The organism is Streptomyces spiroverticillatus, from assembly GCA_014650415.1.
Taxonomy (GTDB): domain Bacteria; phylum Actinomycetota; class Actinomycetes; order Streptomycetales; family Streptomycetaceae; genus Streptomyces; species Streptomyces spiroverticillatus.
In genome coordinates, this window is sequence record BMUX01000008.1 from 230,443 (window position 1) to 255,978 (window position 25,536).

The window sequence follows — 25,536 nt, forward strand, 5'->3', positions numbered from 1 at the left end:
CGAAAGGGCGGCAGCGGCGAGAATGTCCGCCATGAGAATGGTGAAGGACATCGACGTCCGCGACACCCGGCACTGCGAGACGACCGCGCTGGGCGTCCTGCTGCGGCATGAGGGGATCGACCTCTCCGAGCCCATGCTGTTCGGGCTCGGCTCCGGGCTGTCCTTCGTCTACTGGGACAGCAAGAGCATGGGCTTCCCCTTCCTCGGCGGCCGGGTCAAGCCCTTCGAGCTGACCCGGAACCTGGCGGCGACCCTCGGCCTCGACCTCCAGGCGGCCGAGACCACCTCCGCCCGCAAGGCCTGGCAGAACGTCGCCGTCCCCCTCGACGCGGGCCGCCCGGTCGGCCTCCAGCTCGACAGCTTCCACCTGGAGTACTTCACCACCAAGGTCCACTTCGGCGGGCACGTCGTCGCGCTGTACGGGTACGACGACGAGCGCGCCCACCTGATCGACACCGCCCCGCAGGGCGGAGCCGTCACGACCGGCCTCGACTCCCTGGCCCGCGCCCGGGCCCAGCGCGGCCCCATGACCGCCCGGAACCGCTCCTTCACCCTCACCGCGCCCGCCGCGCCGGTCTCCCCGTACGACCGGATCGTCCCCGCGATCACGACCTGCGCCCACGCCTTCCTGAACCCGCCCATCGCGAACCTCGGCCACCGGGGCATCGAGAAGGCTGCCCGGCAGGTCCCGAAGTGGCTGGAGCGCACCGAAGACCCCGGCACGGACCTGCCCCGGGCCGCCGCCCTCATGGAGCGGGCGGGCACCGGCGGCGCACTCTTCCGCAACCTCTACCGGGACTTTCTCGCCGAGTGCACCGGGCTGCTCGACAGCAGTCGCCTCCGTACCGGACACCGTTTGTACGCCGAGGCCGCCACCCTGTGGACGGAGGTGGCCGGCCTCGTCGAGGCGGCGGGCGGGGCGGGCGACGCGGGCGGGGTGGGCGGGGCGGGCGACGCGCAGGACCTCGTACGAGCGGGAACACTCCTCGACGACCTCGCCCGTGTCGAGCGGGAGGCGATGGCGGAGCTCGTCGCCCTGTAGGGATGCCTCGACATCACGTTCGGCTCAGTGGAAGGCGGGTGCGGGCGCGGGGCGGGGTACCCGGGTGGGGACGATGCCGCCGACCGTACGTGGAGACGAACCATGGCACAGCAGTCGCAGGACGTGGTGGAACTGATTCTGGACGACCACCGCCGGATGGAGGAGCTCTTCCGCCGGATGCGCAGCGTGGAGGACGACAGGGCCGGGGCGCTGCGGGAGTTCTCCGCGCTGCTGATCGCGCACGGCGAGGCGGAGGAGGACGCGGTGTACCCCGCCCTCAAGCGCTACAAGCACATCGACGACGAAGAGGTCGAGCACGGCTCGGAGGAGCACACGGAGGGCAACGAGGCGCTGCTGGCGCTGCTGGAGGTCAAGGAGGTCGGCTCCGACGAATGGGACGAGAAGCTGGAGGAACTCGTCGAGGCGGTCACCCACCACCTGGACGAGGAGGAACGCACCATCCTCAACGGCGCCCGCGAGAACGTCGCCGACGACCGCCGCGCGGAACTCGGCGCGGCCTTCCTCAGGGCGCGCGAGGAGTACCTGAAGGACGACTGCGGCAGCGTGGAGAACGTACGCAAGGTGATCGAGAAGGCCTGAGCACGGTCTGAGCAGGTCCTGAGCGCGCGGAAAGGGCGGCCCCGCACGGGGCCGCCCTTCTTCCGGAGCCGGGTCGGATCCGGCCGCTGTTCCGGGGCAGCGTCAGACCTGGCCGCGCCAGGCGCCTGTCTCGTGGCCGCGGTCCTCGATGAACGTCTTGAACCGCTTCAGATCACCGGTGACCTTGCCCTTCACGACCCCGAGCTTGTCCCCGACGTTCTCGGTGATTCCCTCGGGCTCGTAGTCGAGCTGGAGCATCACCTTGGTCCTGGACTCGCCCAGGCGGTGGAACGTCACCACGCCCGCCTGCCTGACCTCGCCGCCCACGGCCTTCCAGGCGACCCGTTCGTCGGGAATCTGCTCGGTGATCTCGGCGTCGAACTCCTTGCTGACACCACCGATCTTCGTCACCCAGTGGGTGAGCCGGTCCGTGCGCTGCTCGATACGCTCGACACCGTCCATGAAGCGCGGGAACGTCTCGAACTGGGTCCACTGGTCGTACGCGGTGCGCACCGGGACCTCGACCTCGACGGACTCTTCCACCTTCGACACAGACACAGAGCATCCTTCCTCTTCGGCTTGGTAGAACCGGACGCTGTGGGCGCCCAGCCGCAGTGGGGATCTCTTCTCCCTCACGCCCCTGGTGCCCGCCACGCCCCGACCTATGAGCCCGGATCCGAAACCACGGCCCGACGGCCGCACACTGGGGAGACCGGCGAGTGCACACGGGAGGCACGGACGTGATCCGACGCACCAGCGAAGCCCTGCGAAGCCGCCTGGGGAGTCAGCTGTTCGCCCAGGTGGCCGGACCGGACGGACCGGTCAACCGGGAGCGCATCCACGGCACGCCGGGCCCGCGCTGGTTCGGCCCCGAGCGGCCGATCCGCATCGTGCACGGGGACGCGTCCATGTTCGTCGGCGGGCTGCGCGCCCTGCTCCTGCAGTCCCTGCACCCCCTGGCCATGGCGGCGGTCGCCGCGCACTCCGGCTACCGGGGCGACCCGTGGGGCAGGCTCGCCCGTACGAGCACCTTCCTCGCCGTCACCACGTACGGCACCGCCGCCGACGCCTCGGCGGCGGTCGCCCAGGTGCGCGCGGTGCACGCCCGGGTGAAGGGCACCGCCGAGGACGGACGCCCCTACCGCGCGGGCGACCCGCACCTCCTGGCCTGGGTGCACGCGGCGGAGGTCGACAGCTTTCTCGCCGCGCACCAGGCGTTCGGCGCCCGCCCGCTCTCGCCGGCCGACTGCGATGCGTACGTACGGGACACGGCCCGCGTCGCCGAGGCGCTCGGGGTGGCACGACCTCCCTCGGACGTGGCCCAGCTGCGCGCGGTCCTCGCCGCCTACCGCCCGGAACTGCGGGCGACGGCGGCCGCCCGGGACGCGGCCCGGTTCATCGTCGCGGAACCCCCTCTCCCGTGGCCCGCCCGGATCCCCTACCGTGCCCTGACCGCGAACGCGGCCGCGCTGATGCCGGGCTGGGCCCGCACCGAACTGGGCCTGAGCGCGGGCCCCCTCGCACCGCTGACCCGTACTTCGGGGGCGGCGGTGACGGGACTGATCCGCTGGGCGATGGCACCGGTGCGGCAGCGATAGCTCGACCGTGCGCCCCCGGAATGCGTCCCGCACTTTAGTTGAGTCGAGGCTTGTCAACATTCTGGGTGGTGGGCTATATAAGAAGGCGTCAGGGCATCGCAGCCGTACAGAGAGAAGGAGTAACCGTGATGCTCATGCGTACCGACGCTTTCCGTGAACTGGACCGGCTCACCCAGCAGATGTGGGGGACGGCGGCGCACCCGGCGGTCATGCCGATGGACGCGTACCGCGCCGGCGATGAGTTCGTGGTCCACTTCGACCTGCCGGGCGTGGTCCCGGAGTCGATCGACCTGGACATCGAGCGCAACGTGCTGACCGTGCGGGCCGAGCGGCGTTCCGTCGCCCCCGAAGAGGCGGAGATGATCGCCTCCGAGCGCGCGTCGGGCGTCCACACCCGGCAGTTGATCCTCGGGGACACCCTCGACACGGAGCGGATCGACGCCCGCTACGACGCCGGTGTGCTGACGCTGCGCATTCCGGTCTCCGAGAAGGCCAAGCCGCGCAAGATCTCGATCAGCGGCACGGGCGAGCAGCCCCGCCAGATCAACGCGTGACCGCCACCACGACCCCGGGGCGCCCGCACGCGTACGACGCGGCGCCCCGGGAGCACAGCGCCGACTTCCGCGAGTTCGTGTCCCGGGTACAGGCCGACGGTCTGTACCGGTCGGCCGAGTACGCCGGGGAAGTCGTTCGTACGGTGCTGGAGGGCCTGGGCGCGCAGGTCACCGGGGACGAACGGGTCGAGCTGGCCGGTCTGCTGCCCCGCGAGGCGGCCGAGGCCTTCGTGTCCCGTGCGCCGGGACTGCGGCCGCTGTCCGGATTCGGGTTCGTCCAGGACCTGGCAGCCCGCCGGGGGACCGGGCCGGGCCCGGCCCGGTGGGACGCGGGATCGGTGCTGCGGCAGGTCGCCCGGGTGGCGGGGCCGGACCTGACCGGGCGGATCCTGGCCGGGCTGCCGGAGGGGTACGCCCTGCTGTTCGGGGTGGCCCAACTCGTTCGGCGCAACCGGGTGCCGGTGGGCTGAACCCTCGTACGGCTCCGGGAACGTGGGCCCTGACCAGGGCTGACGTTCCCGGAGCCGTCGTGTGTGAGCGAGTTCGGTCAGCCCGGTACGTCCTTCGGTTGATGGCTGATCGAATCGGGGGTACGCAGGAAGACATGAACACTTCTGAAATCCTGGCGGCCGAGGGCGGACCCTCGTTGCTGCTGATCGTGGTCGGTGTCGTCGTGGTGCTCTTCCTGCTGGGGGCCTTCCTCCTCGGCAGCCGTCGTGCGGGGCGCAAGAAGCCGTCGGAGGTGCCCGGACGGGGTGCCGGGGCCGGACAGCCGCCGAGTGGCGGCAGCCAGCGCGGGGAAACATGGCAGACCATTGACGACGACCCCGACCAGGGCAACCCGCACCGCTGAGGAGACGTACGTGGACCAGTCCTCCGTGCCTGACCAACAGGCCCTCTTCGGCTGGTCCGACGCAGCCCCGCCCACCCCGGCCCCTTCGGCCTTCGCGGACAGCCCGCAGGCCCGCCGGCTGCTCGACGTGCGCGAGGTGTACGCCGAACCGGCCGCCCTGGACTCCCCGCGCGGCCGGCAGATCATGGCGAGGCTGCCGGGCGTCCGCGTGACCGAAGTGCCGAGCCACTGGCGCATCCCCGCCCTCCACGGCAACGACGGCAACGTCGCCCGCTGGGTCCGCGTCAAGACCGATACGCTCGTCCTGGGTGTGAAGCGCACCCTGGAGACCCGCCCCAACGGCAGGTCAGCCGACTGGATCGCCCCCGGCCCCTCCAACGGCTGCGCGATGGCCTGCGCCTACTGCTACGTACCGCGCCGCAAGGGGTACGCCAACCCGATCACCCTCTTCACCAACATCGAGGCGATCGTCGCCCACGTCCGCCGTCATGTCCGCGCCCAGGGCCCCAAGCCGGAGCCCAACCAGTGCGACCCGCACGCCTGGGTCTACGACATCGGCGAGAACGGCGACTGTTCCGTCGACGCGCTGGTCTGCGACAACACCGCCGACCTGATCGCCGCGTTCCGCACCCTCCGCACGGCCAAGGCGTCCTTCGCCACCAAGTTCGTCAACCCTGACCTGCTCGCCCTCGACCCCCGGGGCCGCACCCGGATCCGCTTCTCCCTGATGCCACCGGACGACGCCCGGCTGCTCGACATCCGTACGAGCCCGATCGCCGACCGGATCGCCGCCGCCCCCGACTTCCTCGACGCGGGCTACGAGGTCCACTTCAACCTCTCACCCGTCGTCCTGCGCCCGGGCTGGCAACGCGACTGGGCCGACCTCCTGACCCACCTCGACGACGTCCTCCCCGCCCGCGTGAAGCAGCAGGCGGCGGCCGAGATCATCATGCTGACCCACAACGAACAGCTCCACGAGGTCAACCTCGGCTGGCACCCCCGAGCCGAGGACCTCCTCTGGCAACCGGCCGCCCAGGAAACGAAACGCTCCCAGAACGGCGCCCTCAACGTCCGCTACTCCCAGGACATCAAACGCACCGCCCTGACCCGCCTCCACCAGCTCCTCGCCACCCACGCCCCCTGGCTGCACGTCAGATACGCGTTCTGACCCCGCGAGCGGTGAACGAGATCCACACGTCCGGCGGCAGGTCGGGACGGCCCGGGACCGGGCGGCGTACTTCCGTCCAGGTGTCGCCCGCGATCTCGGTGGCGACCCGGCGCCAGAAGTGGACGGCGGCCACGTTGGCGTCCTGGAAGGCGATCTCCCACGGTCCGGGATGCCGGGCGACGACCTCCCGGACGGCCCGTGAGCCGATGCCGGACCTACGGGCCCCTCGCACCACGAAGAAGCTGTTCAGGACGCGTGTGGGGCCGGTGAGACCACGGACGAAAGCGAGCCCGACGGGGTGTTCGCCGCTCAGCAGGAGGTACGGCGCCCAGTCGCCGTCGCTGAGGGCCGCCTGGAGCCGCTCGCTCCGGAACGACCCATCAAGGAAAGGGAGTTGACCGCCGAACTCGGACAGGTCGTGGCGGAACATCAGCCAAAGACGCTCCAGCACGGGACGGTCGGTTTCGTGCGCGGGTCGCACGCAAAGATCGGACAAGGGATTCCTCCGGGGGACAGACGGGCCAAGGGCGCGGCGGCACCGCGAACGCGCGCCCAGTTGTTCCGGGGCACAAAAAAAGCCTCCCGGCCGGAAGCATCCGGACCCGAAAGGCTGAGGGTGTGATCTTAACAGGCCCTCCGGCAGGGGGAGTTCAGAAACCGTCCAGGGACTTGTCCAGGACGCCGCCCAGCGTGCCGTAGAGGCTGCAACGGATCGAGTGCCGTTTCCCAAGACGCAGGGCGAAGCCGGCGAGGAGGAAGAGGGCGAAGAGGCCGCCCAGGACCGTGGGGACGGCCGGGCCGATGAAGGCGTAACCCGCGCCGGCCGCGCCCAGCCAGACCACGAGCGGCAGGAGGGAGCCGCGCAGCACCGTCCACAAGCTGATCCGTACCGGCCGGGCGGGCAGCACGGAGTTGTTCCACAGGTCGATGTGGTTGCGGGTCGTGCAGTGCTCGCGGTGCATGCAGGCATCACATCATCGGCAGGACCGGGGCCGGTGGCGGGGGCGGATTAATTCGGTTGCCGTCGGTGGGGGTGCGGCCCACCATGGGCGGGACGCCGGGAGCTGCCCGGTGCTGCACGAGAGGAGGCGTGACCGTGACGACGACTGTCTTCGGGCTGCCCGCAATCCGGACTTCCCTCTTCTCCTGGAGCACCTTCAGCGATGTCTCGCGACGACTTCTTCCCGCAGTACCCCCAGACCCCCGCACTCCCTGACGACTTCCGCCCCGACTCCTACCGGTACGTCCCGCCCGCGGACGACCTGAGCGATGTCGACGAGCGGTTCGTCTTCGACTTCCGGTCCTACGACGACGAGCTTCAGGACGGCCAGCGCTGGTCGACCTGGCTCAGCGTCGAACCCCTGAGCAGGGGCCCCGAGCCGCGCCCCGACTGGGTGGTGACTTCGCAGGGCGCGATCGACACCGAGCTGGGTGTCCTCAAGACGGGCAAGGAGGCCGACGTCCATCTCGTCGAGCGTGCCGACCCGCTGGACGGGACGAACACCGGTGTGGTCATGGCCGCCAAGCGCTACCGCTCCTCCGAGCACCGCAGCTTCCACCGCGCCGCCGCCTACACCGAGGGCCGCTCCATGCGGCGCTCCCGCGACGAGCGCGCCCTCAAGCGGAAGAGCACCTTCGGGCGACAGGTCGCCGCCGGTGAGTGGGCGGTTTCCGAGTGGGGTGCGCTGGTGCGGCTGTGGGGGCTCGGGCTGCCCGTTCCGTACCCCGTGCAGATCGACGGCACCGAGATCCTGATGGAGTGGATCACGGTCCCCGACGGCGAGGACGGTGTGCAGACCGCGCCCCGGCTCGCCCAGGTCCGCCCTTCGCCCGAGCTCCTCGCCTCGTACTTCGAGCAGCTCACCGACGCCCTCGCGACGATGGTGCAGAACGGCTTCGTGCACGGCGACCTCTCCGCGTACAACATCCTCGCGGCGGGCGACCGGCTGGTGATCATCGACCTGCCGCAGGTCGTCGACCTGGTCGGCAACCTCAACGGGATGTCCTTCCTCCAGCGCGACTGCGCCAACATCTGCGGCTGGTTCCGCTCGCGGGGGCTGGATGTGGACGAGGACGCCCTGTTCGGGGAGCTGATGGCGCACGCGTTCTGAGCGGGGTCACGGTTGCGGGGTTACGGCAGGGGCTCGCCCCGGGCCGCGATCCACAGCTCGTACCACTCCTCGTGCGTCAGCTCGGGGGTGCGCCCGACCGCGTCCGCGCAGCGCAGGATGCGTTCGGGGCGGCTGGAGCCGATCACGGGGGCGATCCGGGCGGGGTGGCGCTGGAGCCACCACAGCAGGATCGTCTCCGGCGTCGTGTCCTTGCGGGCGGCGAGGTCGGCGACGAGCTGCGCGGCCGGGGAAGGGGTGCGGCCGGTGTAGCGGCCCTGGGCGAGCGCGCCCCAGGCCTGGAGCTGGATGCCCCGGGCCTGGCAGTGCTCGACCGTCCCGTGCGGGAAGCCGTTGTCGGCCGCCGCCCTCGTGTTCAGCAGGACCCCGGACTCGACCCAGTCGCGGCTGGCCAGGCTCATCTCCAGCTGGTTGGTCGTGAGGGGTACGTCCAGGTGGGACTGGAGGAGGGTGATCTGGGCGGCGCTCATGTTGGACACGCCGAAGCGCCGTACGAGACCCTGCGCGTGCAGCGAGCCGAGGGCCTCCGCGATCTCCTCCGGGCCGGTCAGCGGGTCGGGCCGGTGCAGGAGGAGTACGTCGATCACGTCCGTACGCAGCCGGGTCAGGCTCTCCTCGACCCGCTGCACGATGCTCGGCCCGCGCAGGTCGTACCGGGCGCCGTGGCCGGCGTCGGGCAGGCGGATGCCGCACTTGGTCTGGAGGGTGATGCGGGCGCGCAACTCGGCGTCGGCGGCCAGCAGTTCGCCGAAGACCGCCTCGGACTTGCCGTGCCGGTAGATGTCGGCGTGGTCGAAGACCGTGATGCCGATGGACAGCGCGGCGTCCACGGCCGCTTCGGCCTCGGCGACGTCGGCCGCCGTGTACGGCTCGGGGTCCCAGGTGCCGCCGAGGCCCATGCATCCGTACAGGGGGCGGGTGGAAGTCGGTGCGGGCATCAGAGGTCTTCTCCTTCTTCTCGTACGTCGTCCACGTGCACCCCGAGCCCTTCGGGTACGTCGTCCACCTGCACCCCGAGCCGCCCCGCCACCTCCGTGAGCACCTGCCCGAGCGGCAGCGCCACCCGGACCCGCGCCTCGCGGTCGCCGCGCGTCGCATCCCGGTTGACGATCACCACCGGGGTGTCCGCCCGGGCGGCCTGCCGTACGAAACGAAGCCCCGACATCACCGTCAACGACGAGCCCAGCACCAGCAGCGAGTCCGCCTCCCGCACCATTTCCCGGCACTGCTCGACCCGCTGCGGCGGGACGGACTCGCCGAAGAAGACCACGTCCGGCTTGAGGACACCGCCGCAGACCGTGCACGGCACCACGTGGAAATCCCCGACCTGGGCGTCGGTGAGGTCGGCGTCGCCGTCCGGGTTGATCCCGGCGGCCACCGGCGCGAAGCCCGGGTTGGCCTCGGTGAGGCGGACGGCGAGCGCGCCGCGGGGTTCGACGGTTCCGCAGGTCAGGCACAGGACGCGGTCCAGGCTGCCGTGGAGCTCCACGACGCCCTCGCTGCCCGCCGCCTGGTGCAGCCCGTCGACGTTCTGCGTGATCAGGCCGGAGAGCAGGCCGTGCCGGGCGAAGGCGGCGACCGCCCGGTGCCCGGCGTTGGGGCGGGCCCGGCCGAAGACCCGCCAGCCCAGGTGGCTGCGCGCCCAGTAGCGGCGCCTGGCCTGCGGGTCGGCCGTGAACTCCTGGTAGGTCATCGGGGTGTGCCGGCTGAGGCTGCCGCCCTCGCCCCGGTAGTCCGGAATCCCCGATTCCGTGGAGATTCCCGCCCCGCTGAGGACCAGGACGCCGCCACGCTCCAGCAGATCGGCGACCGGCGTCCAGTCGGAGGTGCCGGGAGGCAGGTCACCGTCGGGAACCCAGTTCAGGGTGGGGCGCATATGCATGCGGCCAGGGTACGGAAGTCGGCTCGGGCGGGACGGCGGGACCGGCCGGACCCGGAGCGTGCCGCCGGACCCGCCGGGAGGGCGGCTCCTCTCGGGGTAGACGCGGAGGATGACAGCGACGGCATTGATGGCGGGACCCGACGGCACGGTGACCTTCTGGGCGTTCTGCGCGGGCATCGGCGTGGTGGCAGCGACGTGGCTCTACCTGCGGTCCCGGCGGTGACGGTGGCGCGGGCGTGCACCTGGCGGTCACAGCGGCTCCGTGGCTCCGTCCGGCACGACCAACGCGGCGGGGGCCCTGCGCCCCTGCCCCCGCCCGCCGTCCCGCCCCCGCTAGCCTGCCCGCGTGAACGGTTCGAAAGAGACACAGGACCTGCCCGTGCCCGACTGGCGCGTGCTCGTCGTCGGCGGTGCGTCCGGCATGGGCAAGACCGGGGTGAGCCGGGCCCTCGCGCGGCGGTACGGCGTCCCCGTCGTCGAGGTCGACGACCTCGTGGAGGCCCTGCTCGCGGTGACCCGCCCCGAGCACCTCCCGGAGATCCACTACTGGCGCACCCACCCGGAGGCCGAGCACGAGGCCCCCGAATCGGTGGTCGTACGGCAGATCGCCATCGCCGAGGCACTCGCCCCGGCGGTCGCGGCCGTGGTCGCCAACCACGTCGGCACCGACACCCCGGTGATTCTGGAAGGGGACTACGTCCTGCCCGCACCGCAGGGCCCCCAGGTCCGCTCCGTCTTCCTGCACGAGGACGACGAGGCGCAGGTCACCTCCAACTACCTCCACCGGGAGCCGGAGGCCGGACCCCAGCACGACCGCGCCCGGGGCAGTGTCCTGTACGGCAGGTGGCTCGCCGAGCAGGCCCGCGAGGTCGGGGTGCCGGTGCTCGCCCCGCGTCCGTGGGCGGACCTGCCCGGCCGGGTCGTGGAGGCGGTGGAGCGCGTCACGTCGACGTGAGGCGGCGGTGCTCGCTCTCGTCCAACTGCTCGCCCGAGGAGGGCAGGAGCTGCGGGACGCCGTCCACGATCGGGTAACGGCGGTGCAGCCGGGGGTTGTAGAGGGCGTCGCCGTCGGGGAGGAGGGACAGCGGGCCCTTGTCGATCGGGCAGGCGAGGATCTTCAGCAGCGGGTCAGTGGGGTTCACGGGTGAGGTCCTTTTCGGGTGAGGGCTGTTCGTGCGTGGAAAGGCTCAGCAGGACGGCGACCGCCAACGCCGCCCCCACCACCCGCAGCACCAGCCGCAGCGGATCGCCCGGCAGCGACTCGCCGAACGCGACGCTGCCCAGGGTGGCGGTGTACAGGCAGGACGTGGTGGTGCAGACCGGCACCACGAGCGAGGCCCGGCAGCGCTGGAGCGCGGTCTGCGAGAGGACGAGCCCGGTGCCGCCGGTCACGAGCAGGAGATAGGGGTACGGGGAGGTGAGCACGGCGGTGACGGTGCCGGGCAGGTCACCCGCGTCGAACAGGGCCGAGACCCCCTTGATCGCCAGCGAGCTGACCCCGTACACGAACCCGACGGCCACCCCGTACGGCACGCCGCTGGTCGGCGTGGTGCGGACGGAGGCCTGGGGGCCGGCGTCGCGGTGGGCGTTATTGCTTCGGCCGGCGTCGCGGCGGGCGGTGTCGCGTCGGTCTGCGGCGACGTACACCCAGATCCCCGCACCGATGGACAGCCCGCTGAGCAGCAGGATCAGTGCGGGCGGGGAGTACGCGCCGACGTCCTCGCCGCCGGAGTCCAGCGACAGCACCACCATCAGCAGCGCCAGCACCACGGCGCCCATCGCGTACCGCTCCCGGACCGAGATCCGCTCCCCGAGCGTGCGCGAGGACAGCAGCAGGAGCAGGACCAGACCCGAGATGAACAGTGCCTGCGCGACCGTCATCGGCAGCGTCCGGTAGACGATCAGTTGCGCCGCGAACCCGCCCGCCAGCGCCAGCGAACCGCCCAGCCACGGCAGGCTTCCCAGCAGCAGCCGCACGGCCCGCAGCGGCCGGTGCACGTCCAGCCCCGGCAGGTCGCCCAGCGCACGTTTCTGGAGCACGAAGCCGCCGCTGTAGAGGACGTTCGCGAAGAGTGCCGCCACCACGCCCCACCACATCACGGCCCTCAACTCCCTTGCAGGGAAGGGGTGGTGGTCCGTCGCGCGTGTACGAGAAGGATCGACGCGGCGGAGGGGGCGGCGCAGGCCAGCCGGTCCAGGGCGCGCAGCGGGCGCGGCACGCCGTGGAAGGGGGCGCCCGCCGTGCGGACGACCTCGAAGCCGGACGCGGTGAGCAGGCCGCGCAGGGCGCGCGCGGTGTAGAGCCGCAGGTGGCCGACCACCTCGCGGCCCGGCCTGCCGTGGATGCCGCGCAGGCTGACCTCGGAGAAGACCGGCTGCACTCCGGCCAGGAGGAGGGCCCGGTTGTACCAGGCGGCGAGGTTCGGTGTGGAGAGCATGAGGTGGCCGCCGGGTTTGAGGACGCGGCGGATCTCGTCGAGGGCGCTGTCGGGGTCGACGAGGTGCTCGATGACCTCGCTGAAGAGGACGGCGTCGGCGGAGGCGGTCGCGAACGGGAGCCCACCGTCGGTGAGTTGACCGCGCACGGCGTGCAACTCCTGTTTGCTTGCGGTGAACCGGTCCGCCGCCCTGCGCAGTGCGTCCTGCGACCAGTCGACGCCGACGATCCGGTGTCCGGCGAGCAGGGGGGCCGCGGTTACGGCGGCGGTTCCGTCGCCGCAGCCCACGTCGAGGACGGTGGCCCCGGGCGTGCCCGCCAGGGCGGCGGCCAGCATCCGGGCCTGGCGGCGGCTGCGGGGGTCGCCGGAGGCGACGGGGACGGCGGGATTCTCGTAGAAGTCCCTGAGTCCGTCACGGAGTTCGTCGCGGGGGAGCGGGGGGTCGGCGGTGGGAGCCGTCATGGCGGCGATCCCTCCTCGGGGTCAGGGGTCAGGGGTCAGGGGCCAGGGGTCAGGGGTCAGGGGTCATGGAGTGGATGCGAGCGCGGAGGTCGACTGGAGGTGTTTCTCGAACAGCTCGCGCAGGTGCTCGCCGTCGTCCGGCCCGAGCAGCGCGCCCGACCAGCGCAGACAGAGGTGGAGCCGGCCACCGGTGGCCGCCGTGGTCACGGTCAGGCCCCGGGGCATCCGCGCGGGCGCCGAGAACCACACCGCGCTCGCGCGCCCGACCCCGTCGCCGAAGTCCAGGGGATAGGGCACCCGCCCGATGTTGCTGAGCAGCGTAGTGGACGTCCAGGCGCCGACCGCCCGTCTCAACTGCCGGGTGACGGCGGCCCGTACGGCCACGGGAACGACCGGCGCGGTCAGCAGCCGCGCCCCGTGCCCGAGCTGCGGCCGCGCGAGCGCCTTGAGCGCACGCGTACGGTCGGCAGTCCGCAGCAGCAGCTCCGCCGTGTCCGCATCCGCCAACTCCTCCGGAAGGAAAGGGACTTCCACCAGCCGGGTCCCGTTGCCGATGGGCATGTCCATCCCCCGGGAGCGGTCGTCCACCGGCATGGTGATGCGCATCGGGCGGGGAGCCGCACCCCGCTCGGTGTTCCACTCGGCGATGGTGCGGGCGGTGGCGACCATCAGCTGGTCGTTGACGGTGTACGGAACGCCGGCCGGCCTGCGCGGCACCGGCAGCTCCACGGCCAGCATCCCGTTGCCCGAGGCCGTGCCCGGCGTCCCTGCCGCGACCCGGGCCACCGGGGCGAAGCCCGTGCCCGGCACGGGGTGGCGGTGTTCCGGCCGCTCCGGCGTGGCGGTCGCGGCGGGCGAGTTGTCGCGCCCGCCGTAGATCTCGGCTGCGGTGGCGAGGACACGCAGGCAGGCGGGCCCGTCGAGAGCGGTGTGGTTGAGCACCAGCAGCAGCACCCGCCCGATGATCTCCAGCCGTACCGGTGGCGACAGCGAGAGCGGCGGCGCATGGGTGAGCGCCCGCGCCCGGGCCGCCTCCAGCACGCGCGGTGAGGCGTCCCGGTGGTGGACGACCACGCCGGAGGTGTCCGGATGCGGGGTCAGCTCCCACGCGTAGCGACGGCGGTACCACGGCCCGGGGGCCTCCCGCATCAGGATGCGCGGATGCCGCCGGAGCGCCTCGACGAAGGCGTCCCGCAGCCGCTCCGGATCCGGCGCCTCGGGCAGGTGCACCTCGATGTGCACGGTCTCGGGCTCGGCGGGGTCGAGGCAGTGCCGGGTGATCTCGTCGACGACGGTGAAGGGGGTGGTGGTGCTCGGGCTCGGGCGACGCATCACGGGCTCCTCGGAGTGTCGAATGGGGGCTTCACCCTGGCCGGGGGCGGGCCGAAGCGGCGTGCGGCGCGCACCCGGCCCCGTACCCTCGACGGCACCCGGCCCCGTACCCCCGACGGCCCACGCGACATTCCGGCCCTCACTCCTCCCTCCTGCGCCACGGCCACCGCAGACTCCGCTCCGAGCCCAGTGGGCCCATGGACCCCACCGACCCCAGCGTCACCACCGCCGCCACCACGCCCACCACCGCCAGCGCCTGCGCCAGCGGACCGAACGCGCCCGTCTGGGCCGCCACCGGTGTTCCCGCACCCCAGGCCGCCGCCAACCCCGCGCCCGCCATCGCCGCCAGGGCGACCACCGGGAGCAGCGCCGGGCGCCAGCGGGCCAGTACGGCCAGGACGGGCACGGCCAGGGCCAGCGGGCCCGCCACCAGGATCATGATCAGGGTCAGGGCCGCCAGGCCGAGGACGGCGCCGGGCGCGGCAGGTTCCGCCACGGGCCCGTCCGGCTCTCGCGGGTCCCGGCGGAACCACAGCACCAGCCCCGCCAGCGCCAGCAGCGCCACGCCGCCCGCGATCAGACCGCCCACGTACCAGCGCGCCGGGGTGAACTCCAGCTCCACCGTTCCGCCCGCACCCTCCGGCACCAGCCAGCCCTGCTGCCAGCCGTCCAGCCGGACCGGGGACAGCTCCTTGCCGTTGAGGGTGGCCCGCCAGCCGTCATTGGCGTTCTCGTACATCTGGAGGTACGAGGCGGAACCCGCTCCCACGGACACCGTGCGCGAGTCGCCGGACCAGTCCTTGAAGTCCAACTCCCGCTGCGCCGTGGACGGTTCGGTCACCATGCCCCGGGTCAGGGTCAGGTCGGTGATGGCCAGGGGGCCCGTGTCGCCCGCCTCCAACCGGTGCGTTCCCGCCGCGAGTTGGGCCACCCCGTCGCGCTGGTCGCCCGCGCACAGCGACACCTCGATCGGGCGGCGTTCGGTCAGGTCGCGCAGGGTGCCCCGGGCGCTCGTCGCATGCAGGGTGCCGTCGATGGAGAGGATCGGGCCCTGGCCGCAGGGGAGGGAGAAGGCCCGGGACGGGTCGGGCTGCGGGACCCGGTAGTCGTCCAGGGCGGGGACGTACACCTCGCTCAGGCCGATCGGGAGCTGCAACTCGCCCTGCGCCACCGGGTTGTGGATGGTGAGCGGGGCCGCCTTGGTGAGGGTGATGTCGAGGCGGTCGGTGGTGATCGGCTGGAAGCTCGCCAGGCCGTTGGGGTCGACGGAGGCCGTCGCCGCACCGTCCGGGGAGCTGATCTCGACCTGCTCGGGGCGGGTGGAGAGGCCGCCCGCCGCCGCGAACACGATCTGCCCGACCGGGCGCTTCTCCGGCCAACGCAGGTGCAGGACGGACTTGTTGCCGGAGATCCACGAAGTGCTGAGGTCGCCGTCCACCAGGTTGCGGGGGCTGAGCGAGGTGCCGAGCTTCGCGGTCGAGTCGGCGCTGACGAGCAACTGCCGCCGCTGGTCTGGTGCTTGACGGTAGAGCAGTTCGTCCAGGGCATCGCCCGGGACGGGCAGAGCCGTCGCCTTCAGCGTGTACGCACCGTCCTGCCGGATGGCGAACTGGCGGTGCAGACCGACCTCCGCCGACACCGGGGAGAGCCCGCCGGGGTCGCTGCCCCGGTGCAGGGAGATCACGTTCGGGTCGGTGCCGTCGTCCGCCGTGTCGCGGGGGAGCGAGAGCAGCCGGGTCACCGTCACGCCGGGGACGTCGACCGCGCTGAATCCCGCGCCCATCAGGCCGGGGCGGCCCTGCTGGGCCTCCTCGATGGTGATCTTCAGCCACTTCGCCTCGCCGGGCGGGGCGTCCACGGTCTGCGGCTGCCCGTTCGGCTGGAGCGGGCTGGTCACGCCGCCCCGGTCGGTCTCCACCCGGATCACGGTGGGCGCGGCCCGCATGCCGTCGGAGGGCAGCGGGGTCAGGCGGAGTGTCGAGGGCATGGTGACGGGCGCGGTGAAGTCGACGCGCAGCCACTGGCCCTCGGGGCGGGCCGCGCTGCCCTCCGCCCAGGCGGTCTCCGGGTTGCCGTCGAAGGCGTTCACCGGGTCGTACTGGGGGAGGTGGAAGAGCCAGTTGCCGCTGCTGGACGCGGTCACCGACTTCGCGCCGCGCAGCACCGCGGTCGTCTGCCGGCGCGGGTTGGCGTCGGGCAGGATCTGGCGCGGCTCCCGGCCGGGGTCCTGCATGCTGCCCGGCTGGTTGCGCTCCTTCTCGCTGTACGTGTACGAGGTGTTGGTGTTGACCAGCCCGAACCGCGTGTCCGCCCGTCGCAGCCCGTCACCCGCCGCCCGCACCGGCGGCTCGCCGAGCCCGGGCGCGTTGTCGCCGGTCAGCACGGCGGGCCTCGTGCGCAGCAAGGGGTCGGCGGAGAGCCGCAGCAGCGACTCGGGGCCGCCGGACACCGTCATCGTGTCGGCCACCGGCTTGAGCGCCGCCCGCCCCGGATCGCGGACCGCTTCGGGCCCGTCGGCCCCAGGCTCGTACACCTCGACCGCCTGCTGCCTCGGGTACAGGCCCTCGACCTGCACCGGAGTGTCGTCGGGGATGCGTCCGCCGGTGAGGACCGGGCCGAAGCCGGTCACCCGCCGGTACCCGGACGACTCCAGGGTGCGCTTGACGGTCTGCGGCGGCACGTAGCCGATCTGGTCGGGGTCGAGGTCGTTGCGTACGACGACGTAGTGCAGCCCGGCCCGGTTCAAGTAGGCCGCCAGGCCCGGGACTTCGCCCCCGGACATCAGCGACTGCTCCACCGCGTCGAGCACCCGCCGGTTGCCGGGCGTGCCGAACGGCACGAAGTCCCTTTGCGCCCAAGGGGATTCGGCGAGCACGTCCAGCGGCTGGTCGATGGTGGAGCCCCAGGTGTAGATGCCGTGCGCGGTCGCCGGGGTGACCAGGGCGCGCGTGTTCGGGGAGTGCTCCTTGAGCCAGTCGGCCGTCTGCGACCAGTGGTCGGGGAGCTTCCGGAAGGCGCCCGGCTGGAGGATCGAGCCGTTGACGTACGGGAGCAACAGCCCCGGCAGCACCAGCAGCGCCGCCAGCACCGGCAGGTACGAGCGGCCCGGCACCCGCCGGGTCCCGCGCCGCTCCGAGGCCACCGCCACGGCGTGCACCAGACCCAGCACCAGGACGAGCGCGAGCCCGGACTGGAACTTGTAGATGTTGCGGAACGGCACCAGCCACCCGTTCAGCCAGTCCTGCACCGTCCCCGGGAACAGCGCACCGAGCGAACCCCCGTACCCGGCAAGGGTGATGAGGACGACCGACAGCACCACGAGCAGCATCCACCGCCGCTCGGGCACGTCCCGCCGGGCGATCCCCGCGAGCCCGATCGCCGCCGCGCACGCCGAGCCGAGGATGGTGAGCACCGATGCGGCGACCGTCCACCCGGCGGGCAGCCACGGCTCGCCGAAGTTCAGGTACGCCGTCCAGTTGCCCGCACCGCGCAGCAGCTCGGTCGCGGACATGGTGTCGGTGGTGGTGCTCGCCTGCTCGACGTACGGCATGAAGTTCTCGCCGTGAATGCCCAGCAGCAACAAGGGCACCACCCACCACAGGGTGGCCAGCAGTACCCCCGGCACCCACCACAGGATCTGCGCCCGACGGCGCGGCCCGGCCGGGCGGCTCAGCAGATACAGCCCCACCGGCAGCAGCGCGGCGAGGGTGGAGGCCGCATTGACCCCGCCCATGAACGGAATCAGCAGTGCCGAGCGCAGCGCCGAACTCCTTGCGCTCAGCGTGGAGTTGGCGAGCGGGAGCAGTACCCACGGCAGCAGTGCCCCGGGCAGCGCCGCCGCCGACGTCGAGCCGATGACGATCGTGTACGTCGGCCACAGCGCGTACACCGCCGCCCCCAGCAGCCTGCTCCGCGAGGAGCCGACGCCGAACCGCTCCGCGAGCCTGAGCGCACCCCAGAACGCGACCGACACCACCAGCGACAGCCACAGCCGCTCCGCCAGCCACACCGGCAACTGCACCAGGTCGGCCAGCGCGTAGTACGGCAGCATCGGGAAGGCGTAGCCCACGTACTGGTCGAAGATCCCGCCGAAACCGGCCCGCGAGTGCCACAGCTCGCCCAGGTCCCCCAGGAACCGGAACGGGTCGGCGGCCACCCCGAGCTTCGTCTCGAAGGTCATCCGCCCCGGCGACACCGCCAGGAACGCCACGAGCACGGCCGCCCAGAAGCCCAGCAGCCACTTGCGGGAGCGGGGCGCGTCGTCGGGGCCGCGCCCGTCCGGCACCGGCGCGGTGTGCGACGGCGGGCCGGGCGGAGCCTGGAGCGTGCTGGTCATGGACACCGCCGGAGGATGAGGAGGAGGTTCCAGGTGACGACTTCGCGCAGCACGGGGATGCGCGGCGCGAGCGTGGGCAGCACCGGCCAGTAGCGGGCGCGCGCGGACACCACCTGGATGTCCTCGCGCGCCCTGACCCGGCGCAGCGTGGTCCCGACGTGGATCGGGAAGAGGTTCTCGCCGACGGTGTGCTTGGCGGGGCGGCCGGTGCGCCGCTCGAAGCGGCGGCGGCCCCGGTCGGCGCCCAGGTAGTGCCAGGGCGCCCACTCGTGGCCGCCCCACGGCGAGAACCAGTTGGTGAACGACACGTAGATCAGCCCGCCGGGCCGCGTCACCCGGACCATCTCGCTGAGGAAGGTCTGCGGGTCGGCGACGTGCTCCAGCACGTTGGAGGAGAAGCACACGTCGGCGACGCCCTCGGCGAGCGGCAGCAGATAGCCGTCGGCCACCACCGCACCCTCCGGGGCCCGGCGCCCGTGGAGCGTCAGCTCGTGGGAGTCCGGTTCGAAGAGGTACGTCTCCGCGCCCCGCCGCCGGAACTCCCGGGCGAAGTAGCCGGGGCCGCCGCCGACGTCCACCACGACCCGCCCCTTCAGGGGCACGTACCGCTGCACCTGGTCGGCGGCGTCCCGCGCGAGCAGCGTGTAGCAGTGCTCGGGGTCCTGCTGCTCGTTCAGGAAGGCGCGCAGGAGTGCGGCGGACCGCCGGAAGGAGGGGTCCCGCAGGGGTGGGAGGTGGCCGGCGTCCTTCATCGCAGGGCGACCGCCTCGGCAGTCAGCGGCTGCTTCGCCGGCAGGGGTACGGGTGCACCCACCGCCTCGGCGGCCACCGCCCGGAATGCGTTCACCGTGCTCGACCAGCGGTAGCTCTCCGCCCGGAGCATGGCGGCCCGCCCCATCGCCGTACGCCTCTCGGCGCTGAGCGCGAGCGCGCACCAGGCGGCGGCGAAGGAACTCTCGCCGCGCGCCAGCACTCCGGTCACCCCGTCCTCGACGGAGTCCCGCAGCCCGGGCACGTCGAAGCCGACGGAGGGGGTGCCGCGGGTGGCAGCCTCGGTGACCACGAGCCCCCACCCCTCGACCGCCGAGGGATGCAGCAGCAGCCAGGAGGCGCAGAGGAGTTCGTGCTTCTCGGCCTCGGAGACGTACCCCTTGAAGTCGACTCCGGGACCCGCCATCGCCTCCAGTCTGCGCCGCTCGGGTCCTTCGCCGACGATCACCAGCCTGCCGCCGGTGACCGGGCGCACCCGCTCCCACAGCCGCAGCAGCAGGTCGATGCGCTTGTACTCCACCAGGCGGCCGACCGCGAGGAAGAGGGGTTCGGGGGAGCGGGCGGTGAGGGCCTGCGGGGTCTCGACGCCGTTGTGCACGACGCGGATGCGGGCGCGGTCCACGCCGAGCGCGCCGAGGGCGTTCGCCGTGGAGGCCGAGACGGCGACGAGGAGGTTGTCGCGCTGGGCGGCGGACAGCGCCCAGTGCTCCAGGCGTCTGCCGAGCCCGGCGGCCGGGCCGGGGAAGCGCATGCCCCACAGCTCGGTGTGCACGTGGTTGACCAGGCACAGGGTGGGGCCCCGGTGCCAGAGGGGGGTGAGGTAGGGCAGGCCGTTGCAGACCTCGACGAGCAGGTCGCAGCCGCCGATGTGCCGCTCGAAGGTGCGGCGGGCACGCAGGAAGTGGCCGAGGTCGCCGCCCGCCGACACGACGCGGTAGTTGCGCCGGGCGGTGGGGCCGCCGCACAGCAGGGTGACCTCGTGACCGAGGGCGGAGAGCCCGTCGGCCAGTCGGTCGACCAGCAGCTCGGAGCCGCCGGCGGCGGGGTTGCCCAGGTCTCGCCGGGACAGGAAGACGATTCTGCGGGGGTGTACGGGAGGTGCCTGCGGCTGTGGGGGCCGCAGGGAAGCGAGAGGTGCGAGGGGTGCCGCGAGGGGTGATGTGGGGGGTCCGTGCTGGGGCATCCGGGCTCCAACTCGTATCGAGGGTGCGGAACCGATGGGTGACTGAGGGGTGGAGACATGCGGTGTTGCGTGTGCGGTGGGGTGGTTAGGCAGTTTTCGCCACGTCGTTCGAGGCGGCTACTCACCCGCGTGACAAATTCGGCACCTATATCCGCTGACGCCTCATCACATCCCGCACGCTGTAAGCCATTTGGCGTACTGATGCTGCTGACTTCGGCCACCGGGGGCGGCTCAGACAGCGTCCGGGTCACTCCTGCGTCCCCGTACGACCAGGAACAGCCCCGAGCCCGCCAGCGCGACCCCCGCCGCTCCGCCGCCCACCGGCAGCGTCTCGCCCACCAGGCGCAGCTTGTCGCTGTCCGTGCCGGCCTGCGCCACCTGGGCGCGCTGGGTGGCCGGGGTGAACTCCATCCGCGGGCTGTCCAGCAGCACCAGTGCGTCCGTCTTCCCGCCGGGGGCCCGCAGCGTCTTGCGCGGGCCGATCGCCGCGTTCACGATGCGTCCGGTGCGCTGGTCGACGACCAGCTCCACGCCGTGGTTGGCGTACCACTCCTCGGCCTGGACCTGCCCCCGCTCGGGCAGCCCCACCAGGCGTCCCGGGACCATCCGGGTGCCGGTCCGCACCGGGGCGACGGTGCCGGTGAAGCGGTAGCCCTCGTACCCCTGGATCTTCTTCGTCCCCGCGAAGCGGAGCGAGACGGTGGAGCCGAGTGTGCCGTCCCACCAGCGGTAGGTGCGCTTCTCGACGTCGAAGGGGAACTTCAGGTAGGCCTCGCCGTCGAAGACGGGCTGCTCCTTGCAGCAGTGCACCGGCTCGTTCGTCCTGCGGTCGGTGACCCAGCGCTCCAGCGTCCACTGGAGGGAGTCGGTGGTGTCGGCGGCGGGCAGCGTCTCGTCGGAGTCGACGGAGGTCGACACGTCCCAGACCGCCCGCCCGCTGCTGACGCTGTCGGCGACGTCGCCGCGCACCGTCCGGGTGATCGTCAGCGGTTTGTCGCGGGCGGTCTCCAGGGCCTTGGTGTCGAAGTAACTCCCCGTGCCGGTGAACACGGTGGTCGTGCTGATGTCGATCGGGTTGCTCTTGGCGCGAGGACTGACGTACGTGACCAGCAGCGGGGCCAGGACCAGCAGGAACACGCCGGTGCCGAGCAGGATCAGCGACAGGGGGGAAGCGGTGCGACGCATGCGGGGCGCTCCAGGGGGTGCCGTGGCGGAGGGGGGGGCACGTGCACGGTGCGTATGGGCCGGGAACCGTAAGCGTGACCCTGACGGACTGTCAATTCCCGTGTGCATGCGGCCTTGACGGCCCGTCAAGGTCGGGTCGAGACTGTGGACTTGCTGTCAGGCCGCCGGTGGGGACCAGCGTCGGAGAGGCTTCCCACCATGCACAGACTGATCCATGCGCTCCTGACCTCCCTCGTCGCCGCCGCACTCGCGGTGGGTGCCGCGTTCGGCATCGTCGCTCTGCTCGACGCCACCCCGGAGCAGCCCAACGTGCCTCTGGTCAGCTACGAGACGGGGACACCGCGACGATGAAGACACCCGGCACGACGGCCGACGTCCCGACGTCGCGCACCCCTGCGTCCGGTTCCGCCTGGGCGGACGTGCCCGCGCTCCAGATCCGGCGGTTCGCCGACCTCGCACTCGCCGAGGTGCCCGCCCTGGCCCGCGACATCCTGGACGAGATCTGCCGCGAGCACCCCCGGATGCCGCTCATCCGGGACGAACGCGGCGACCTCATGGCGCTCGTCGGCATCCGCCGCGCGCTGGAGGACTTCGTCCAGCACCTGGCCCGCCAGGACGGCCGCCGGCCGCACCTCGACCTGGAGGTCTTCCAGGAGTTCGGCCGCGGCGAGGGCCTCCAGGGCAGGTCCCTCAACTCCCTCCAGGCCGTGTACCGCCTCGGCGTGCGGCTCGCCTGGCGGCGCCTCGCCGAGATCGGCCAGCAGGTCGCCATCCCGCCGCCCGCGATGTACGAACTCGCCGAGTCCGGCTTCGCCTTCCTGGACGGACTGGTCGACGAATCGCTGCGCGGGTACGCGGAGGCGGCGGCCCGCCAGGCCGGTGAACGACTGCGCCTGCAGAGGAAGTTGACGCAAGCACTGCTCCACGAGTCCTCGACGGGTGCTTCCGATGCCGCGAAGTCCCTCGCGGAGCTGTCCGCGCACGCCGCCCGCATCGGCTGGACCCTGCCCGACCGCCTCGCCATCGGCGTACTGGTCCGCCCCTCCCGGGAGAGCGTCGCCCCCGCCGTCGGCCCCGAGGTCCTCCTCGACATGGAGAGCGAACAGCCCCTCATGGTCGTCCCCGACCCCCAACAGGTCGGCCGCACCGAACAGTTGAAACGGGCAACGGCAGGATGGACCGGTGCCCTCGGCCCCGCCGTCTCCCTCGGCGAAGCCGCCAAGTCCCTCCGCTGGGCCACCGCCGCCGTCGGCCTCATGGAACGCGGCCTGCTCCCCTCCGACGGCCTCCTCTCCTGTACGGAACACACTCAGGCCCTCGTCCTCCTCCCGCCCGAGGCGCTCATCGGCGATCTCTCCGCCCGCTGCCTGGCCCCCCTCGCGCACTGCGGCCCCACCCAGGGCCGCCGCCTGGCCGAGACGCTGCTCGCCTGGCTGGAAGTCCGGGGCGGCGCACCGGAAGTGGCCGCACGCCTGGGCGTGCACCCGCAGACGGTCCGCTACCGCATGCGGCAGATCCGGGAACTCTGGGGCAACGAGGTCGACGACCCGGACCGCCGCTTCGAACTCGAACTCGTCCTGCGCGCCCAGCGGTTGCGCGGCGAACTCGCCGAGCCGCCGCACCGCGGCGACGGCACGGGCGGGTGAGGGGGTGCGCAGCCGACGCCCGTACGCCGTGACGCTGGTCCTCCTCCTGCTCTGGTGCGCCACGGGCTGCGCCTTCTTCGCGGAGCCGCCGGAGGAGGAGCCGCCGCCCCCGGCCCCGAGGGCGGCGGCCCGGTCCACCGCCCCCGCGAGCCCGACCGGCGCCCCCGCACCCCAGACCGTCCCCGACCCGCCGCTGCCTGCGGGCGACCGCCCCACCGTCCTCTACCTCGGCGACTCCCTCGCCATGGAGAACCAGCTCTCCCTCGCCGCGGCCATCGAGGCGGGCGGCCGCGCCACCGTTCACAACGCCCCGCACTCCGGCACGACCCTCTGCGACTACCTCACCGGCCGCCCGGTGCGCTCGCTGCTCGTTCCCGACCAGGACAAGGCGGCCGCCCTGGTCGCCCGGCACCGCCCCCGGGTGGTCGTACTCCAGTTCTGGGGAAACTCCTGGGGATACACCCCCTGCATGGACGACATCCAGCAGTCCAGCGCCCGTTACTACACCCGCTATGCCGAGGACGCCGCGACCCTCACCTCCCAGATCGCCACCGCCGCCCGCCGCGCGGGCATCCCCCGCCCCCGGATCGTCTGGGTCCTCCAGGGCCCCGACCCACTCGGCTCCGACCGCCTGACCCGCGTCAACGATCTCTACCGCGCCCAGGCGGCAGCCACCGGCGACGCGCTCGCCGACGCGGGCCGCGCGGTCACCGCCCCCGGCGCCCGCTCCACCTGGCAGCGCCAACTCCCGTGCACCGAAGCCGAATCCACCACCCCGGGCGCCTGCCGCAACGGCCTCACCACCCTCCACCGCACCGACGACCCCCTCCACTTCTGCCTCGCCCCCACCAGCACAACCCCCCGCCCCTGCCCGGCCCCCTCCCCGGGAATCACCCGCTACACCCGGGCAATCGCCACCGCCGTCGCACCGCACGTGCGGTGATCCGCCCCTGTCCTATGGTGTGCGCATGTCACTGAGCAGCATCGTTCTCGCATCCGGTCGATCGGTCCGACTCGTCGAACTGCGGCTGTCCTCGACCTACGACGGCATGCTGGAGGGCTACCCGTGCAAGCCCGTCAACGACCGGAAGGTCCATCACCTCCGCGAGCGGGCCGCACGCGAGCTTCCCGGCACCCCGGCGCATGTGGTCGAGCCGGTGCGCGTCCTCCCGGACGAGCCAGCCGGGGCGTTCGGCCCGGTCGAGGTGCTGCCGGCCGTGACCTGCGTCGGCCTCTTCCGCTCGGACGCGGTCGAGGCCGACCACCACCCGGTGGGCTACCGGTCCGCCCTGGTCGTCGGCTGGTTCCAGGCCACTGCGGACCTCCCCTCGGGCGAGGACGCGGATGCGGCGCTGCGCAGCATCCCCTGGGAGCAGCTGGCCCAGGACTACGAGCTGTAGCCCCAAAAAGCGTTGGCCGTCACGATCACTGTCTCCGTACGCTGACCCCCACGATGCCCCTTCACGAAGACGAAATCCCCGTTGACGAGACGCTGGTCCGCTCGCTGCTCAAGGAGCAATGCCCGGATTCGGCGGATCTGCCGCTGTCGCCCGCAGGCGCAGGCACCGACAACACCATGTTCCGGCTGGGCGACGACCTGCTCGTACGCCTCCCGCGCACCTCGGGCGACGCCGTGCTGAAGGAGCAGACCTGGCTCCCGCGCCTGGCCCCGCACCTTCCGTACCCGGTCCCCGCCCCCGTCCACGCCGGGACCCCCACCGACGCCTTCCCCCTCCCTTGGTCCCTCTTCCGCTGGATCGACGGCGAGGAACCCGGTCCGGACACCGTCCGCGACTGGGCGGCCTTCGGGGTCGACCTGGCGGAATTCGTACGGAGCCTCCACCGGACCGACCTCATGGGGGCCACCCGCACCGGCGACCTGAGCTGGTACCGGGGCGGCAGCCTGCGGGAGTGCGACGAGTGGGTCGTCCGGTGCTTCGAGGACTGCCGGACCGTCGCCTCGGGCGCGGGCCTGGACGTCGACGGGCTGGAGGAGCTGTGGCGTTCCGCCCTCACCCACCCCGAGCCCTCCGGCCCGCACGTGTGGCTCCACGGCGACCTCAAGCCGACCAACCTCCTGGTCAGGGACGGCAAGCTGCACGCGGTCATCGACTTCGGGGCACTTTCGGTCGGCCTGCCCGACGCCGAGCACGCCACCGTCTGGGACCTGCCGCCCGCGGCACGCGAGGCCTACTGGGATGCCCTCTCCCTGGACGACACGACGTGGACGCGGGCCCGCGCCTGGGCCATCGCGGTGGGCGTCAGCGGACTCTCTTACTACGACCAGACCTTCCCCGCCTTCGTCGCCGAGTGTCGCGCCCGCCTGGAGGCGATCCTCGCGGCGCCGGGGCGCTGAG

At 72.5% G+C, this 25,536-nt stretch carries 27 protein-coding genes; 14 read left to right on the forward strand and 13 right to left on the reverse strand.

Going from position 1 to position 25,536, the window contains the following annotated elements:
- Window positions 1-31: 31 nt before the first annotated feature.
- Together IE269_RS22655 and IE269_RS22660 are read left to right on the forward strand one after the other, a co-directional pair.
- Entirely contained in the window at window positions 32-1,042 is a 1,011-nt protein-coding gene (locus IE269_RS22655; RefSeq protein WP_189824912.1) for a BtrH N-terminal domain-containing protein, read from the forward strand.
- Between the two features lie 102 nt (window positions 1,043-1,144).
- Window positions 1,145-1,642, forward strand: coding sequence for a hemerythrin domain-containing protein (locus IE269_RS22660; protein ID WP_189824913.1), 498 nt, complete (start codon window positions 1,145-1,147; stop codon window positions 1,640-1,642).
- Between the two features lie 102 nt (window positions 1,643-1,744).
- On the opposite strand, the gene IE269_RS22665 is transcribed toward IE269_RS22660, so the two are convergent.
- A complete protein-coding gene (locus tag IE269_RS22665) occupies window positions 1,745-2,194 on the reverse strand; it encodes an SRPBCC family protein (RefSeq protein WP_189824914.1) in 450 nt (149 codons plus the stop codon).
- A gap of 191 nt (window positions 2,195-2,385) precedes the next feature.
- Between IE269_RS22665 and IE269_RS22670 the strand changes: the two genes are divergently transcribed.
- The 5 genes from IE269_RS22670 to IE269_RS22690 all read left to right on the forward strand — a co-directional run bounded on the left by IE269_RS22670 (window position 2,386) and on the right by IE269_RS22690 (window position 5,815).
- Window positions 2,386-3,240 carry an oxygenase MpaB family protein gene (locus IE269_RS22670; RefSeq protein ID WP_229898106.1) on the forward strand — a complete coding sequence of 285 codons (855 nt, stop codon included), beginning with the start codon at window positions 2,386-2,388 and terminating at the stop codon, window positions 3,238-3,240.
- 128 nt (window positions 3,241-3,368) lie between these two features.
- Window positions 3,369-3,794: an Hsp20/alpha crystallin family protein gene (locus IE269_RS22675; RefSeq protein ID WP_189824915.1), complete on the forward strand. Its 426-nt coding sequence runs from the start codon at window positions 3,369-3,371 to the stop codon at window positions 3,792-3,794.
- Window positions 3,791-4,264 (forward strand): DUF2267 domain-containing protein, encoded by a 474-nt coding sequence (locus IE269_RS22680; RefSeq protein WP_189824916.1) that lies wholly within the window; start codon window positions 3,791-3,793, stop codon window positions 4,262-4,264. Before IE269_RS22675 ends, IE269_RS22680 begins: the two co-directional genes overlap by 4 nt.
- 134 nt (window positions 4,265-4,398) lie before the next feature.
- A complete protein-coding gene (locus IE269_RS22685; RefSeq protein ID WP_189824917.1) occupies window positions 4,399-4,647 on the forward strand; it encodes a DUF6479 family protein in 249 nt (82 codons plus the stop codon).
- A gap of 10 nt (window positions 4,648-4,657) precedes the next feature.
- The gene (locus tag IE269_RS22690) at window positions 4,658-5,815 is read left to right on the forward strand and encodes a spore photoproduct lyase family protein (RefSeq protein WP_189824918.1); all 1,158 of its coding nucleotides are present in this window, start codon (window positions 4,658-4,660) and stop codon (window positions 5,813-5,815) included.
- Here IE269_RS22690 and IE269_RS22695 read toward each other — a convergent pair.
- Entirely contained in the window at window positions 5,799-6,311 is a 513-nt protein-coding gene (locus IE269_RS22695) for a GNAT family N-acetyltransferase (protein WP_189824919.1), read from the reverse strand. The two genes, IE269_RS22690 and IE269_RS22695, sit on opposite strands and share 17 nt — an antisense overlap.
- Window positions 6,312-6,465: 154 nt before the next feature.
- The gene (locus IE269_RS22700) at window positions 6,466-6,777 is read right to left on the reverse strand and encodes a hypothetical protein (RefSeq protein ID WP_189824920.1); all 312 of its coding nucleotides are present in this window, start codon (window positions 6,775-6,777) and stop codon (window positions 6,466-6,468) included.
- Between the two features lie 201 nt (window positions 6,778-6,978).
- Between IE269_RS22700 and IE269_RS22705 the strand changes: the two genes are divergently transcribed.
- Window positions 6,979-7,926, forward strand: coding sequence for a serine protein kinase RIO (locus IE269_RS22705; protein ID WP_189824921.1), 948 nt, complete (start codon window positions 6,979-6,981; stop codon window positions 7,924-7,926).
- Between the two features lie 20 nt (window positions 7,927-7,946).
- On the opposite strand, the gene IE269_RS22710 is transcribed toward IE269_RS22705, so the two are convergent.
- Both IE269_RS22710 and IE269_RS22715 read right to left on the reverse strand, forming a co-directional pair.
- Window positions 7,947-8,882, reverse strand: coding sequence for an aldo/keto reductase (locus IE269_RS22710; protein ID WP_229898079.1), 936 nt, complete (start codon window positions 8,880-8,882; stop codon window positions 7,947-7,949).
- Window positions 8,882-9,826 (reverse strand): NAD-dependent protein deacetylase, encoded by a 945-nt coding sequence (locus IE269_RS22715; protein ID WP_189824922.1) that lies wholly within the window; start codon window positions 9,824-9,826, stop codon window positions 8,882-8,884. Before IE269_RS22715 ends, IE269_RS22710 begins: the two co-directional genes overlap by 1 nt.
- Before the next feature lie 346 nt (window positions 9,827-10,172).
- Between IE269_RS22715 and IE269_RS22720 the strand changes: the two genes are divergently transcribed.
- Window positions 10,173-10,781 (forward strand): hypothetical protein, encoded by a 609-nt coding sequence (locus tag IE269_RS22720; RefSeq protein ID WP_229898080.1) that lies wholly within the window; start codon window positions 10,173-10,175, stop codon window positions 10,779-10,781.
- On the opposite strand, the gene IE269_RS22725 is transcribed toward IE269_RS22720, so the two are convergent.
- The 8 genes from IE269_RS22725 to pgfA form a co-directional block, all read right to left on the reverse strand.
- A complete protein-coding gene (locus IE269_RS22725; protein ID WP_189824923.1) occupies window positions 10,768-10,968 on the reverse strand; it encodes a Trm112 family protein in 201 nt (66 codons plus the stop codon). The genes IE269_RS22720 and IE269_RS22725 overlap by 14 nt on opposite strands.
- Window positions 10,955-11,923, reverse strand: coding sequence for a hypothetical protein (locus IE269_RS22730; protein WP_189825069.1), 969 nt, complete (start codon window positions 11,921-11,923; stop codon window positions 10,955-10,957). Before IE269_RS22730 ends, IE269_RS22725 begins: the two co-directional genes overlap by 14 nt.
- A gap of 8 nt (window positions 11,924-11,931) precedes the next feature.
- Window positions 11,932-12,726 (reverse strand): class I SAM-dependent methyltransferase, encoded by a 795-nt coding sequence (locus tag IE269_RS22735; RefSeq protein WP_189824924.1) that lies wholly within the window; start codon window positions 12,724-12,726, stop codon window positions 11,932-11,934.
- Window positions 12,727-12,789: 63 nt separating this feature from the next.
- Window positions 12,790-14,058: a condensation domain-containing protein gene (locus tag IE269_RS22740; RefSeq protein WP_189824925.1), complete on the reverse strand. Its 1,269-nt coding sequence runs from the start codon at window positions 14,056-14,058 to the stop codon at window positions 12,790-12,792.
- A 139-nt stretch (window positions 14,059-14,197) separates the two neighbouring features.
- A complete protein-coding gene (locus IE269_RS22745) occupies window positions 14,198-18,394 on the reverse strand; it encodes an alpha-(1->3)-arabinofuranosyltransferase domain-containing protein (protein ID WP_189825071.1) in 4,197 nt (1,398 codons plus the stop codon).
- Entirely contained in the window at window positions 18,391-19,119 is a 729-nt protein-coding gene (locus IE269_RS22750; protein WP_189825070.1) for a class I SAM-dependent methyltransferase, read from the reverse strand. Before IE269_RS22750 ends, IE269_RS22745 begins: the two co-directional genes overlap by 4 nt.
- Before the next feature lie 23 nt (window positions 19,120-19,142).
- Complete coding sequence (locus tag IE269_RS22755) at window positions 19,143-20,348, reverse strand: glycosyltransferase family 4 protein (RefSeq protein ID WP_189824926.1); 1,206 nt, start codon at window positions 20,346-20,348, stop codon at window positions 19,143-19,145.
- A 231-nt stretch (window positions 20,349-20,579) separates the two neighbouring features.
- Window positions 20,580-21,533, reverse strand: coding sequence for a cell envelope lipid trafficking protein PgfA (gene pgfA / locus IE269_RS22760; RefSeq protein WP_189824927.1), 954 nt, complete (start codon window positions 21,531-21,533; stop codon window positions 20,580-20,582).
- A 198-nt stretch (window positions 21,534-21,731) separates the two neighbouring features.
- Here pgfA and IE269_RS22765 point away from each other — a divergent pair, with 198 nt between their 5' ends.
- Genes IE269_RS22765 through IE269_RS22785 form a run of 5 tightly spaced genes read left to right on the forward strand, consistent with a single transcriptional unit; the run spans window position 21,732 to window position 25,535 of the window.
- A complete protein-coding gene (locus IE269_RS22765) occupies window positions 21,732-21,884 on the forward strand; it encodes a hypothetical protein (protein WP_189824928.1) in 153 nt (50 codons plus the stop codon).
- Entirely contained in the window at window positions 21,881-23,179 is a 1,299-nt protein-coding gene (locus IE269_RS22770; RefSeq protein WP_189824929.1) for a PucR-like N-terminal domain-containing protein, read from the forward strand. Before IE269_RS22765 ends, IE269_RS22770 begins: the two co-directional genes overlap by 4 nt.
- A gap of 4 nt (window positions 23,180-23,183) precedes the next feature.
- Complete coding sequence (locus IE269_RS22775; RefSeq protein ID WP_189824930.1) at window positions 23,184-24,122, forward strand: SGNH/GDSL hydrolase family protein; 939 nt, start codon at window positions 23,184-23,186, stop codon at window positions 24,120-24,122.
- 25 nt (window positions 24,123-24,147) lie between these two features.
- A complete protein-coding gene (locus tag IE269_RS22780) occupies window positions 24,148-24,579 on the forward strand; it encodes a hypothetical protein (protein WP_189824931.1) in 432 nt (143 codons plus the stop codon).
- A gap of 53 nt (window positions 24,580-24,632) precedes the next feature.
- Window positions 24,633-25,535 (forward strand): aminoglycoside phosphotransferase family protein, encoded by a 903-nt coding sequence (locus IE269_RS22785; protein ID WP_189824932.1) that lies wholly within the window; start codon window positions 24,633-24,635, stop codon window positions 25,533-25,535.
- Window position 25,536: the final 1 nt, after the last annotated feature.